The sequence below is a fragment of the Leeuwenhoekiella blandensis MED217 genome, from assembly GCF_000152985.1.
GTDB lineage: Bacteria > Bacteroidota > Bacteroidia > Flavobacteriales > Flavobacteriaceae > Leeuwenhoekiella > Leeuwenhoekiella blandensis.
Window position 1 is genome coordinate 4,071,846 of sequence record NZ_CH672395.1, and the last position, 13,910, is coordinate 4,085,755.

Below are 13,910 nucleotides of genomic sequence, written 5' to 3' on the forward strand. Positions count from 1 at the left end.
TAATAAAAAACGATTCGCCGCCTCAGCGAAAGGCGGGAATCGTTTTAAAATTTATTAGAAAGATGTGCTTAATCTATTCTTCTTCTACAAAAAGATAGTTGAGCTTCATCTCGTTAAACGCTTCATTAAACGCAGTAACCTCATCGCTTACCAGCGTGTCAAACTTGTTCAATTCTGCATCTATTTTAGCCGTTAATTCATTTTTTACCGCGATATCCTGATCTGTTGGTGCAAAATCTCCCATACTTACTAATGAATTCAAATGTGCCAACTTATTGGTCAATTTGATCGGGAAATTAAGCGGATCCTGACCACTTCGGTTTTTGGTTTGATACAGCGCTTTTTCAATTTCCTCAAGATCTTCGCGCAGAGTTTTTGACTTTTCCCGAAGCTCTTTGGTATCAGGATTGTCTTTGTACTGCTTCTCAAAAGAACTCAACTGCGCGTTGATGTTTCTGATCTTTTTGATGCTCTGGTGCGCGTGATCTACAGTCTCATTTACATCTGAAATAAAATCGAATTGCGCCTGCATATCTGCAACGGTCGCTTCAGAACGTGGATCTGCCAAAACTGTATAAGGCTGCGTATAATCGGTTCCGTTTACATTCAGTTTTACGGTGTACTCACCAGGGATTTGCTGTGGTCCCTGAGTACTTGCCCACCATAAGATCATTCCCGGAAGTCGCTCTGCACCGTCATAGGTCATATCCCAGTTAAACTGATTGGCACCTTCTTTTACGTTCAATTTATCCTTACCTCCTTTGGTGCTATACGATTTGATCGTATCGTTTTTAGCATCAAAATACGTCAATGAAATGCTGTCTTTTTCAGCATCATATTCCGGAAGGTGGAAATAGGTCATCACGCCGCTTGGGTGATTGGTCCCTGCCGAATTTGATTTGCGGCTACCACCGTCCATTCTGTAGGTGTCTTTTGGCTTATACAAATGCACCGCATCGGTATCTTCTGCTTCGATCGCCTGATGCAACATACTTAAATCATCAATGATGTAAAGGCTGCGCCCTTGTGTTGCTACGATCAAATTATTCTCCTTAAGCGCCAAATCGGTGATGGGAACAATAGGCAAGTTCAACTGAAAAGGTTTCCAGTTTTCACCGGCGTCAAACGAAATGTACATTCCCGTTTCGGTACCTGCATATAACAAACCTTCTTTTTCAGGGTCTTCGCGCACCACACGTGTGAAGTGTTCTGCTTCGATTCCGTCAGTGATTTTTTCCCAGCTTTTACCGTAATCTGTAGTCTTGTATAAATACGGTGCAAAATCACCGGTTTTATATTTGGTTCCGGCAATGTAGCACGTGCCCTCGTCAAAATAGCTCGGTTCAATGCTGTTGATCATCATCCACTCGGGCATTCCTTTTGGTGTCACGTTCTCCCAGTTTTCACCTCCGTCGCGCGACACATAAACCAAACCATCGTCGCTACCGGTCCAGAGTAAGCCTTCTTTCAACGGACTTTCATTAGCTGCAAAAATGGTACAGTAATATTCTACGGAAGTATTGTCTTGCGTGATCGGCCCTCCGGAAGAACCTTGTTTTGATTTGTCATCAGTCGTAAGGTCCGGGCTGATCACTTCCCAACTTTGTCCTTCATTTGTGGTTTTATGCACGTGATTACTGAAGGTGTACAACACATCTGGATTGTGACGGGAGAACATAATGGGGAAATTCCATTGAAAACGGTACTTCATATCTTCAACCCCGTGTCCCATTGGGTTATCTGGCCAAACAGAAACCGAACGCACCGAATTGTTCTCGTGATTCACTCGGGTTAAGAAACCGTCGTAGCTTCCGCCATAAACGATATTTGGATTTTCTGGATCTACCGCAATATGCGCACTTTCACCACCGGCAGTGCTTTCCCAATCTTCTTCGGTAATGCTGTAGCCATCTGTTCTATGCGGAATGCGCACCGTAGAGTTATCTTGCTGTGCCGCATAAATACGATACGGAAACTGATTGTCTGTTGCTAATCTATAAAACTGAGCAGTAGGCTGGTTGCCATAAGTACTCCAGGTTTCTCCACCATCATAAGTGATCTGAGCACCACCATCATCTCCCATTACCATACGCATAGGATTTTCTGGAGCGATCCACAGATCGTGGTGATCGCCGTGCGGAGCGTTGTTGCTTTCAAAAGTTTTACCACCATCGGTGCTTTTATGGTAGCTTACATTAAGCACATAAACTACATCTTCATCTTGAGTATCTGCATACACTTTAGTATAATACCACGCGCGCTGTCTCAAGTTGCGATCGTCATTGATGAGTCTCCAGCTGGCACCACCATCTTCACTTCGGTATAAACCACCTTTATCTTTATTTTCAACAATTGCAAAAACACGTTCTGAATTTACAGGTGAAACTGCAACTCCGATGATTCCTAAAGTATCTGTAGGGAATCCGCTGTTTTTTGAAATTTCTTTCCAGGTTTTACCGCTATCGGTAGATTTCCATAAGGCTGAACCTTCTCCACCACTAATAAAGCTGTATGGCGTTCTGCGGGAATGCCAGGTCGAAGCATATAAAATACGTGGATTATTAGGGTCGAATGTCAAGTCGACTGCACCGGCATCTTCGGTAGCAAAGAGCACGCGCTCCCAGTTTGCACCACCGTCTGTAGATTTGTAAACCCCGCGCTCTTGCGTTGGTTTATAAATATCTCCCAAAACCGCAGCATAAACGATATCTGGATTGGTTGGATGTACCCGTATTTTTGAAACATGTCGGCTTTTAGGTAAGCCAGCTTTTTCCCAGGTTTTACCGGCATCTGTAGATTTCCACATTCCGTAACCGGAAGAAACATTTCCGCGCAGCGTGTTTTCACCACCACCCACGTAAATGATATTGTGATCACTAGGAGCGATCTCTACGGCGCCAATACTTCCGCCGAAATAACCATCAGAAATATTATCCCAAGAACGACCACCATCTTTGGTACGCCATACGCCACCACCGGTAGCGCCAAAATAAAATAAGTTTGGTTTGCCGGGAACGCCGGTCACCGCCGCACTACGCCCGCCTCTAAACGGACCGATGAGTCGGTACTCTAAAGCTTCATACAATGAAGGATCAACATCCTGTGCCTGGATGTTAGTTGATGATAAAAAGAAAAAAGAGCAAAATAGCCCAAGCAAACAAGTTAGGGAAACACCACGAGAAGCATTGGTCGTGCTTTGCTTCGTTTTGGAATAACCGCTTGAGGCATTCAACTCTCGATTTAAGAGTAAAAGTTTACGCATAATTTAAAGAACTTAGTTAGTAGCTAACTAAGATAAGTAATCCCTTTAAATACGTACACATTCTAAGACAAGAACAGTCGGCTAAACGCTTATTTATGCTGAAGTTGAGCTCGAAGTTAAATTTCTGGTCTCTCGCCATAAAAAATAGGCCGTCACCACAGTAGACAAAGTGTCTGCGATAGGAAACGAGATCCAAACGCCCAATTCTCCAAAAAACTTCGGCAGAATAAGCACGAGTGGGATAAAGAAAAATCCTTGTCTGGTAAGCGTTAAAAGCAAGGCCGGAGTCGCTTTACCAATCGCCTGATAATATGCTGAACCAATTAATTGAATCCCAATGATAGGAATCGCAGCAAACACCCAGCGCATCGCCCAAGGTGTATCGCGCAGCACCGCTTCGTCTTGCGTAAAAACGGAAACGATCGCTTCAGGAAACGCCATAATTACTATAAAAATAAGAATTGCCACTCCGCACGCATAGAGCAATGCGAGTTTGATACTTTCGCGTACGCGTGTAAAATTCTCAGCTCCGTAATTGTAACCCGCAATGGGTAGAAAACCTTGCGTAACTCCAAGAACAGGAAATAAAGCGAACATAAGCATACGACCAATGATCGCATACACTGTAACCGAAGCTTCACCGCCCAGTTCAAACAAGATGTTGTTCATCAATAAATAGGTTAAGCTTACCACTGCTTGTCGTGCAAGCGTCACAAAACCTAAAGCCGACATTTCTCTCAAAATAGGCCAATCTAGACCAAAATGACTGATATCGATTTTTAGTTCAGAATTGTCACTTAAAAAGTACCATAGAACATAGAAGAAACAACAGATGTAGGATGCTGTGGTTGCCCACGCCGCGCCTTCCATCCCCATATCTAAAATGTTGATAAGCAGGTAGTCGAGTATCAAATTCCCCAGCGACGGAATGATCATCGCGATCATTGCAAATTTGGGTTTTCCTTCTGCTCTTATCACGTTATTACCCATCATACACAAAGCGAGCACAGGCACACCGTAGAGCACAATGCGGTAATAAATTTTAGCAGGTTCAAAAATATCGCCCATCCCGCCAAAAGCCGGGATCAACTCATTGACAAACACCAAGCCCAAAATCACCATACTCACCGTTAAAAGTAAGGTGATGGTAATCTGATTGCCAAAGGTTTTGAGCGCCTTATTAGGATCATTTGCGCCAAGGGCACGAGAGATGATCGAAGAACCACCAATACCGATTGCCATCCCCAGCGCAGCGATAAAAAAGGATACGGGAAGCACTACATTAATTGCAGCGATCGCAATACTCCCGATCCAATTACCCACAAAAATGGTGTCGACGAGGATATTGAGTGACATTACCAAAATCCCGATCGATGCAGGTAATGCCTGTTTGATCAGTAGTGTGCTAATAGGGTCTTTTCCTAAAGCTTCAGAACGTTCAGATTTCAGCAATTTGTATCAGGTTAAAAAGATTCATGCTTGTAAGGATTCTCGAAAACAAAAATTCAAGATGCTTACAAAAAAAGATTCCCGCCTAAGCGGGAATGGAATTATGCTATAGCTTTTGAAGCTTCAACTAGTGCCCAATCGTTGATCCAGGTAGCAACAACGTGCGCCCAATCGTCACGATCATTTAAGCAAGGAATTGTCGTAAATTCTTTACCGCCCATCTCGTGGAAGATCTCTTCACCTTCCATCGCGATTTCTTCCAGCGTCTCAAGACAATCACTCACAAAAGCCGGAGTAACGATTGCCATTTTTTTGATGCCTTCTTTACCAAAACGCTCGATGGTACGATCGGTATACGGTTGCAACCACGGGTCAAAACCTAAACGAGATTGGAAAGAAGTAAAATAGGTTCCTTCTTTTAAATTGAGTTTTTCGGCAACCTGGCGTGTGGTTTCATAACACTGGTGACGGTAACAAAACTGATGTGCCTGAGAAGGCGTTTGACAACAGCTGCCGTCTATTTTACAATGACTTTTTGTAACGTCGCTTTTGCGAATGTGTCGCTCAGGAACTCCGTGATAACTGAAAACCAACATCTCATAGTCGAGGTCTTCAATTTTCTCGTGAATGCTTTTTGAAAGTACTTCAATATACTCCGGCTTGTTGTAAAACGCAGGAATATCTGAAAAGCGCATATGCGGAAAATGTTCTTTGCGCAGCTCTTCAGCTAAAACTAAAATAGTTTCGGTAGTCGCCATTGCAAACTGAGGATACAACGGAAGAATCAACACCTCATCTACCCCTTTTGCATTCAATTCTTCAAGACCTTCTTTTAAAGACGGTGTGCCGTAGCGCATCGCCAATGCCACAGGAACATCAACCTTCTCTGAAACTTTTGCCTGCAGGCGTTCACTCAACACGATCAAAGGCGAACCTTCATCCCACCAAATTTTTGAATAGGCTTCAGCAGATTTTTTTGGTCTGGTATTTAAGATGATTCCTTTTACGAGCAGCGTACGCGCCCAAAGCGGCACGTCGATCACGCGTTCATCCATCAAAAACTCCCCTAAATATTCTTTTACATCCTTAGGATCGGTGCTTTTAGGCGATCCTAAATTCACTAGAAGTACTCCTTTTTTCATAATTACAAAACTACTGTAAAAGGATTACTTCTTTTCTAAGAAGTTTATAAAGAACTCAAATAGAATTATCACATTTACTTACCGTGAATGAGATTTACAAATTGTCCTCTATCAAGAGCCGCCATTCTACTTACAGCTCCAGGTTTATAGGCACCTGATTTGTTTATAAAAGCATAGGTAGGAAAGCCACCTCTACTATCAAACATAGTCATAAGCTCTGCCTCTATTTTTTCATCAACATATAAATGAGTCCCATCAAGCTGAAATTCTGCGATTCTTTGTTTCCATTCCTCTTCTGTTGATCCATTAGAAGAACATAAGTAAATAAACTCAACAGGTTCATCTTTCACTTCAGCATGAATTTTCTTACTTGAGGGAAAATCTTTAAGACACGGACCGCACCAAGTCGCCCAAAAGTCCAGCATCAATGCTTTGTTTTTGAATGTCTCCCTCATACTGCTTAACACTTCGCTAGCCTCAACATCACTTACCGTGTATAAGTCTGCGCCAAAATCGGTCTTCATCACAGGTGTCGCAAAAGACAAATTCCCATTTGATGCTTTGGCATTGTTAAGCGATTGATTGATCATTGCAAGTTTTTGATGTGTTTCTTCTGCTTGTTTTTCAAACTTTGATAGTATCCAAGGTGTCTTGACTTTATCAATTAAGTTATCCTGAAACCACGCTTTATCTTCAGGAGTTCTTAAATCGGTTTGTAGAACGATCAGATCCACTTGTTGTTGCGGTAGTTCTTGGAGTCTTTTCTTTAAGTTAGACATCATTCCTTCTCTCGTCTTGATTTTGTTGGTGCCCACTAAATAGCTTGATAGACTACTATAGAATGAAGTACCTGAATTTGAAACAGTATATACTTTATGGTTTATAATTTCTTCCCATAATGCGGTAGGAATTTCTTCATTATCGCTACGTACTAATAAAAACTGCAAGAACTCAGACTCTCTCTCATTGTCAATAAACCATGCATACTCTGATGCTTTCGGATTCTTATGGAATTACTACATTAGACTGGACATAGAGTTGAATGAATATTATTGCAAGTTGTTAACTTAGCAATCATGAGACGTAAAGCCAAACATTACACTTTAGAGTTTAAGCAAAAAGCAGTAGAATTAAGTTACGCCAAAGGCAGTGTAGCACAGGTTTGTGAGGACCTGGATATCTTACCTGCTGTTCTTTACCGGTGGCGTAAAGAGCAAAAGAATTATGGTAAAAATAGTTTTCCCGGCCGTGGTAACCCTAAAATGACCGATCAACAAAAAGAGATAGCCCGTTTAAAGAAACAGCTCAAAGAAGCCGAATTAGAACGTGATATCTTAAAAAAGGCGATTGGCATCTTCTCCGCGAGCGACAAGAAAAATACAGGTTCATAAAACAGCATCGTATGAAATTTCCTGTTGAGAAGATGTGCACTATGTTAGCCGTGAGTAAAAGCGGTTATTACCACTGGTTGAAATCTGGTCCTAGCACCCTTTGGAAAGAAAATCAGAAGCTCTCTTCATTAATCAAAGATATATTTGAAGATAGTCACCAAAGCTATGGAGCTCCTAGAATAAAGGCTGAATTGAAAGCTTTGGGCTTTAAGGTATCAAAGCCTCGGGTAGCCCGTATAATGAAGGCAAACTATTTATACGCTAAGAGGAAGCGTAAGTTTAAAGCCACCACCGATAGTAACCATAAATATCCCATAGCACCAAACTTGTTGAACCAATGCTTTAATGTAGCCAGGGCTAATCAAGTATGGGTAAGCGATATTACCTATGTTCAGACCAATCAGGGTTGGAGTTACCTAACAGTGATCATTGATCTATTCAATAGAAAAGTTATAGGATGGGCTTTAAGTGATACCCTAAATACTGAGGATACTGTTATAAAAGCTTGGCAGATGGCTATTAAAAATACCACACTAACACAACCTTTGATATTCCATTCAGACCAAGGTATCCAATATGCCAGCCAAAGATTTACTAATCTACTTAAAAGCTATAATGACCTGGTAAAACAATCGATGAGTAGAAAAGGTAATTGCTGGGACAATGCCGTAGCTGAATCCTTTTTTAAATCTCTGAAAGTAGAATGGGTATATTGGCATAAATACAAGCTTAAATCACAGGCAGAGTTATCTATCTTTCAGTGGATAGAAACCTGGTACAATACCAGAAGAAGACATTCCTACTTAGGAAACAGAACTATTAAAGAATTTGAAATAGATATGTATAATCAAAAACTAGCAGCATAGTCACTCAACTTAAAGTCCAGTTTTTTGTTGCAAGTCCATTACTAATAAATGTTTCATCGAGTTTTGCAAAAACTCGTTTTAAACTATCAAATTGGGCAATGTATTCCGAATAAGAATAAGCCCCTCGCTCCCAATATGTCATTCCGGCTAACTTATCTTCGCCCGTATTATTATTTTGTTGGGTGTAGACGATGTGTTTATTCATAATAGTATTCAAATCCCCGCCTTCACCATCAAATTGTATCGCATCACCATAAAAAAACAATTTTTCTTTTCCGGCTTTTGACAGGTCTAATTTTACTCGAAGATCTGGGGTGGCATAAATGCTTCCATAATAAAAATTCCCTATACTTAGAAATACTTGCTGATATGGATAGATCTCATCAAGGTTTAGCTTCAAAATACCATCTGACTTGAGATCCTCGGCGTTTTTAATTTGAAAATTCTTTCCAAGATTAACAGTAGTATAGGAAATCGTTATTGGCTCTGAAATACTATCAGGTATGTTTTTCACTTCGACAGTAACACTGGGAGTGTTCTTTACATCACTTGCAAAATCATTCATTGCAGCACTGCTTAATGCAATGGGTTCTGAGGGTTTTTGTTGACACGAAAGGATTAGAAAGAGCGAAAAAATAGGCAGAATAATTCTCATAATTTATTGATTGAATGAATATTATCTTTAAATATAATATAATTTATTCCATCAACCAGCGCATCACACTTTCCAGATGCGCCTTAAATGCCACCTCATCATAGGCTTCGTCGGTGTGGCCACCGCCGGTGTAATACATTCTACCTCCATCAAAATCCTGATACCAGGCAATGGGATGATAATCGCCGTGGGTTCCGCCTTCATAGCTGGTTTCGTCCAAATATAACGTAGGAGTCACCGCATCACTTAGATTGTAGTAGTTATACCACTCGTCTGTGCGCTCAAAAGTTTTAGCATACATACTCGTGGTTACGTGTGGAGCCGCTTTTTTTAAGGAAGCCTTGCGCACATTGGGATTATTAGGATGATCTTTAAAATAACCACCTACTAATTTACCATACCACGGCCAGTCAAATTCGGTATCTGTGGCTGCGTGGATTCCCATAAATGCACCGCCATTTTGAATGTAACTTTTAAAAGCAGCTTCCTGATCAGGACCTAAAATATCTCCGGTAGTGCTTAAGAAAATAACAAGATCGGTTTTAGCTAGATTTTCAGTATTGATAGCCAAAGAGTCCTCGCTTTGCGTAATTTGCCAACCTTCCTGAGCTCCTATCTCTTTGAGTGTTGCAACTCCTTTTTCAATAGAACCGTGACGCCAGCCCATCGTTTTAGTAAAAACCAAAACCTGTTTTGTTCCCATCGTTTTTTTGGCCGAATTGCACGCGGTAATTAAAAGCATCAGAACAAATGCCCCGAGTATTTTTTTCATAATTAACTAAGTGATTGAATGTATTTTTTAGGCGTAGTCCCGTATTGTTTTTTAAAAGCCGCGATAAAATGACTTGCGGTACTGTAGCCAATTCTCAGCCCTACTTCATTTACATTATGCGATCCGCTTGCCAGCAATTGGCGGGCAACTTCCATCTTATAATCAAACAAAAAACTATAGACCGAATCCCCATAGATCTGCTTAAAACCTTCTTTGAGTTTGTTGAGGCTAAGGTTGATCTCATCGGCGAGTTCCTGCAGCGATGGCGGCTCGGCCATTCGAGCGATCACGATGTCTTTAGCGCGTTTGATCTTGGCTACATTATCTTCATCAACCAGAAACGGACACTGCTCAACATCAGCTTCAGAAGGACGGTTAAAATACAAGCTAAGCAACTCATAGGCTTTCCCTTTAAAATACAAAGCTTTTACCGATGGATGCAGGTTGTAGTTCATCAATTGATTGAGCACAATTGCCATCGAAGGTGAGATCAAACCGTCTTTGTAATATTTTCGGTCTCGATTTTCATCACTTAAAAAGGTAATAAAATCGGCTTCTCTTGAAAATAGCGAATGGAATTTCTTTATAGAAATAAACACCGAAATCACCCAAGTCTCGGGAGCGATCTCCAAATTGATTGGCAAGTCCCGTTGCGGATTATAAAGCAATAAAGAATGCTCTTCTCCTAGCGGAAGTTTATAATTTCCTTCATTAAATTGAAAGACCGAATTACCCTTTGCACAAAAATGAAATTGGATAAAACTACTGTCTACCTCTCGGGTTACGAGCTGTTTTTCAGCGGTTTCATTATTGAATTTTAAGATGAAAAAACCTTCTTCAATAGTGGTTTCTCGATACAAACCTGTAGCGATATTTTTTAAAGTTTCCATAACCGGAAAAATGATATTTATTTAGATTTATTCTAAACAAAAGCCAACATTCAGCTTTTGAATACTTCACTAAATTAGCCTATTTTCAGCATTTTACTGAAAAATACCCGCTTTTATTCGGTCATCGTTAAAAATCATACCTCTAGCGTTATTTTTTGAGTTATTCTCGAAATACATTTGCACCCGAACTTATGAATACAAACGGCAAACGACATTTTTATCCGGCTTATCCCGGTGATTTTTTCGCCATTGGCTTAAGCTATTTAAAAGCAGATGCTGAGACGCGCGGGCATTTTAGTGTTGACAGTACCATTCAAGAAGCGATTTTAAAGCGCGCTCACGAGGAAGGTATTGAAGGCCTGAGTATCATTTCTACCTGTAACCGTACCGAATTGTATGGTTTTGCTCACGAACCTTTAGATCTCATCAAATTACTTTGCGAGCATACGCGTGGGACGATCGAAGAATTTAAAGCGGTTTCTTATGAGTATAAAAATGAGCAAGCCGTTGAGCATCTTTTTAAAGTAGGCACCGGTCTTGACAGTCAGATTCTAGGAGATTTTGAAATTATAAGTCAGTTGAAAAGTGGTTTCAAGCGCGCTAAAAAGCTCAATCTGGTCAATCCGTTTATGGAGCGTTTGATCAATGCCGTGATTCAGGCGAGTAAGCGCATAAAAAATGAAACCAATATTTCTAGCGGAGCAACTTCAGTAAGTTTTGCTTCGGTTCAATATATTTTATCGCGTGTTCCTTTTATTTCAGAAAAGAATATTCTCCTTTTCGGAACCGGTAAAATTGGGCGCAATACCTGTGAAAACTTGGTAAAACACACCAAAAACGATCACATCACGCTCATCAACCGCACCAAAGACAAGGCAGAACGCATCGCGGGGAAATTTAATCTTATTGTAAAAGATTACGCAGACATTCAGTCTGAAATCGCACAAACCGATGTCTTGATCGTTGCCACCGGCGCACAAAAACCTACCATTTCTAAAGAGCTTTTGTACCTTAAAAAGCCTTTGCTTATTCTCGACCTTAGTATTCCTAAAAACGTGAATGAGAATGTTGAAGAGGTTGAAGGCGTAAGTCTTGTGCATCTGGATCAACTTTCAAAAATTACCAACGATACGCTCAACCGCCGCAAAAAACAATTGCCGCAAGCGCAAGCAATCATTACCGAAATTCAAGATGAATTTTACGAGTGGTTGACCACGCGTCAATTTGCACCCACAATTAAAGCGCTTAAATTGAAGTTGGCCGATTTTAAAGATGGCGAGATTGACAACCAGCGCAAAAAGATCGATGGCTTTAATGAAGAACAAGCCGAAATCATAAGCGAGCGCATCATTCAAAAAATTACTACTCAGTTTGCAAAACACTTAAAAACTGAAGACTTTTCTACTACCGAAAGTCTTGAGTTGATTCAAAAAGTGTTCAAACTTCAAAACTACTAAGCTTTGGCAAAAACCATACGCATAGGTACCCGCGACAGCGAGTTAGCGCTCTGGCAGGCACATACCGTACAGGATCAATTGGAAAACTTAGGTTATAAAACCGAGTTGATTTCAGTTAAATCAACCGGAGATCTTATCCTTGACAAACCGCTTTATGAACTAGGAATCACCGGTATTTTCACCAAGACTTTAGATGTTGCAATGATCAATGGCGATGTAGATATCGCGGTGCATTCTATGAAAGATGTTCCTACACAACTTCCAAACGGTATTGTGCAAGGTGCGGTTTTACCTCGCGCTGCTACCGAAGATATTTTTGTCTTTAAAAAAGATAAAAACGCTACAGATTTTACTAAATCTGTTACCATTGCTACGGGAAGTTTACGCCGCAAAGCGCAATGGCTTAACAAATACCCAAAGCACCAGGTAGTTGATCTACGCGGAAACGTGAACACACGCCTTCAAAAAGTAGCCGATAATGATTGGGCGGGAGCTGTGTTTGCAAAAGCAGGTTTAGAACGCATTAACTTGAAGCCCGAAAATCACGAAGTTTTAGACTGGATGATTCCTGCTCCGGCGCAAGGTGCAATGGTGATCGCAGTAATGGATAATGATGCCTTTTGCAAAGAAGCTTGTGCAAAACTCAATGATGCTGATGCAGCGCTAACCACAAAAGTAGAGCGCGAATTTCTTCGGAAATTAGAAGGAGGTTGTACTGCTCCTATTGGCGCGATCGCAAAAATTGAAGACGACCATATTCATTTTCACGGAGCGCTTTTCAGTCTGGATGGAACTCAAAAATTAGAGATCAAAGAAAGTATTCCGGTATCAGAATGTCTGGATTTTGGTGCGCTGTGTGCTTTAAAAATTTTGGAAGAAGGCGGCCGCGAATTGATGGAAGCTATTAAGAAAGAACTTTAAAACCTCTCATCCTCAATCCTTCTCCCAAAGGAGAAGGAAGCCCTTATGAAAAGAAGCAATCACATAAAACTTGCGCGCTTGCTTAGACAAGACTCAACCGAAGTAGAAAAGGTGCTTTGGGAATTGCTTCGTGATCGTAAAATAAACGGACTAAAATTTAGAAGGCAACATCCTTTAAAAAGTTATATCGTTGATTTTTTCTGTTATGAATTAAAACTAATTATCGAGCTAGACGGTGGTTATCATAATCATCCAGAACAAAAGGAAAAGGATGAAATTAGAGATTTACATTTGAAAGCCCTTGGCTACAAGGTACTGCGTTTTTCAAACACAACAGTTTTAAAAGAACCTAAGGTTATTACAGATACAATTGCAGAATATAAAAGTTCTAAAGTGAATCGTTCCGCTCCCCTCTCCGTCGGGAGAGGGGCCGGGGGTGAGGGAAAAAGCATTCTTTCCACTAAAAAACTCACCTCTGCCCAAAAGAATTTGATCTTGGGTGCTGGTTTTTCGGTGGTTGAATATGATGCGATTCAAATTGAATTTCTAGATGTTGAATTTCCGAAGAATTTAGAAAATCTGATTTTCACGAGTAAAAATGGGGTTCAGGCTTTTTTAAAGATGCAACCCGATCTGAATACCGAATCTTTTAGCTGTTTTTGCGTAGGTTCTAAAACCGAAAGTTCCTTAATGAAAAAAGGTTTGAATGTGGTGAAAACTGCTCAAAATGCAGCAGATTTAGCCGATTTCATCGTGAAAAACTATCAAAATGAGCATTTTTCCTTCTTTTGCAGCACAATAAGAAGAAACGAACTTCCGGAACATTTGACTAAAAATCAAGTGCCTTTTGAGGAAATCGTTTGCTATAAAACACAGCTCAATACGAAAGAATTTAAACAGGAATTTGACGCCGTTCTTTTTTTCAGTCCGTCTGGAGTACAAAGTTTTTCGGCTGTAAATAATTTTAAGAATATGCTTTCGGTTTGCATTGGTAACACCACCGCTGCCGAAGTTCAACAACATACCCAAAACGTTACCGTTGCCAATGCCACTACCATCGAGAGTGTTATTGCGCGGGCGGTAAAGGCTTTAAACTAACCTCGGG

At 40.7% G+C, this 13,910-nt stretch carries 11 protein-coding genes; 4 read left to right on the forward strand and 7 right to left on the reverse strand.

Going from position 1 to position 13,910, the window contains the following annotated elements:
* Positions 1-73: 73 nt before the first annotated feature.
* From MED217_RS17585 to MED217_RS17600, 4 genes are all read right to left on the reverse strand, one after another.
* Positions 74-3,262, reverse strand: a complete 3,189-nt coding sequence (locus MED217_RS17585; protein ID WP_009781912.1) for a VPS10 domain-containing protein — start codon at positions 3,260-3,262, stop codon at positions 74-76.
* A gap of 93 nt (positions 3,263-3,355) precedes the next feature.
* The gene (locus tag MED217_RS17590; RefSeq protein WP_040533813.1) at positions 3,356-4,711 is read right to left on the reverse strand and encodes an MATE family efflux transporter; all 1,356 of its coding nucleotides are present in this window, start codon (positions 4,709-4,711) and stop codon (positions 3,356-3,358) included.
* A 101-nt stretch (positions 4,712-4,812) separates the two neighbouring features.
* Positions 4,813-5,853 (reverse strand): ferrochelatase, encoded by a 1,041-nt coding sequence (gene hemH / locus MED217_RS17595; RefSeq protein WP_009781915.1) that lies wholly within the window; start codon positions 5,851-5,853, stop codon positions 4,813-4,815.
* Between the two features lie 74 nt (positions 5,854-5,927).
* Complete coding sequence (locus MED217_RS17600) at positions 5,928-6,800, reverse strand: TlpA family protein disulfide reductase (RefSeq protein WP_154648978.1); 873 nt, start codon at positions 6,798-6,800, stop codon at positions 5,928-5,930.
* Positions 6,801-6,905: 105 nt separating this feature from the next.
* Here MED217_RS17600 and MED217_RS17610 point away from each other — a divergent pair.
* Positions 6,906-8,110 (forward strand): IS3-like element ISLbl1 family transposase gene (locus tag MED217_RS17610; RefSeq protein ID WP_154648898.1). Its coding sequence is split into 2 segments (ribosomal slippage): positions 6,906-7,185 and positions 7,185-8,110, totalling 1,206 coding nucleotides; the frame shifts between segments, so codons are not numbered across the junction.
* A 4-nt stretch (positions 8,111-8,114) separates the two neighbouring features.
* On the opposite strand, the gene MED217_RS17615 is transcribed toward MED217_RS17610, so the two are convergent.
* From MED217_RS17615 to MED217_RS17625, 3 genes are read right to left on the reverse strand one after another with little or no spacing between them, the layout of a single operon-like run.
* On the reverse strand, positions 8,115-8,765 hold the full coding sequence (locus tag MED217_RS17615; protein WP_040533039.1) for a hypothetical protein: 651 nt from the start codon (positions 8,763-8,765) through the stop codon (positions 8,115-8,117).
* Positions 8,766-8,808: 43 nt separating this feature from the next.
* The gene (locus MED217_RS17620; protein WP_009781918.1) at positions 8,809-9,537 is read right to left on the reverse strand and encodes a ThuA domain-containing protein; all 729 of its coding nucleotides are present in this window, start codon (positions 9,535-9,537) and stop codon (positions 8,809-8,811) included.
* Positions 9,538-9,539: 2 nt separating this feature from the next.
* Positions 9,540-10,427: a helix-turn-helix transcriptional regulator gene (locus MED217_RS17625; RefSeq protein WP_009781919.1), complete on the reverse strand. Its 888-nt coding sequence runs from the start codon at positions 10,425-10,427 to the stop codon at positions 9,540-9,542.
* Between the two features lie 191 nt (positions 10,428-10,618).
* Here MED217_RS17625 and hemA point away from each other — a divergent pair, with 191 nt between their 5' ends.
* The 3 genes from hemA to MED217_RS17640 are packed head-to-tail and all read left to right on the forward strand — an operon-like array spanning position 10,619 to position 13,903.
* Positions 10,619-11,884, forward strand: coding sequence for a glutamyl-tRNA reductase (gene hemA / locus MED217_RS17630; protein ID WP_009781920.1), 1,266 nt, complete (start codon positions 10,619-10,621; stop codon positions 11,882-11,884).
* A gap of 3 nt (positions 11,885-11,887) precedes the next feature.
* Positions 11,888-12,805 (forward strand): hydroxymethylbilane synthase, encoded by a 918-nt coding sequence (gene hemC, locus MED217_RS17635; protein WP_009781921.1) that lies wholly within the window; start codon positions 11,888-11,890, stop codon positions 12,803-12,805.
* Between the two features lie 45 nt (positions 12,806-12,850).
* Complete coding sequence (locus MED217_RS17640; protein WP_009781922.1) at positions 12,851-13,903, forward strand: DUF559 domain-containing protein; 1,053 nt, start codon at positions 12,851-12,853, stop codon at positions 13,901-13,903.
* Positions 13,904-13,910: the final 7 nt, after the last annotated feature.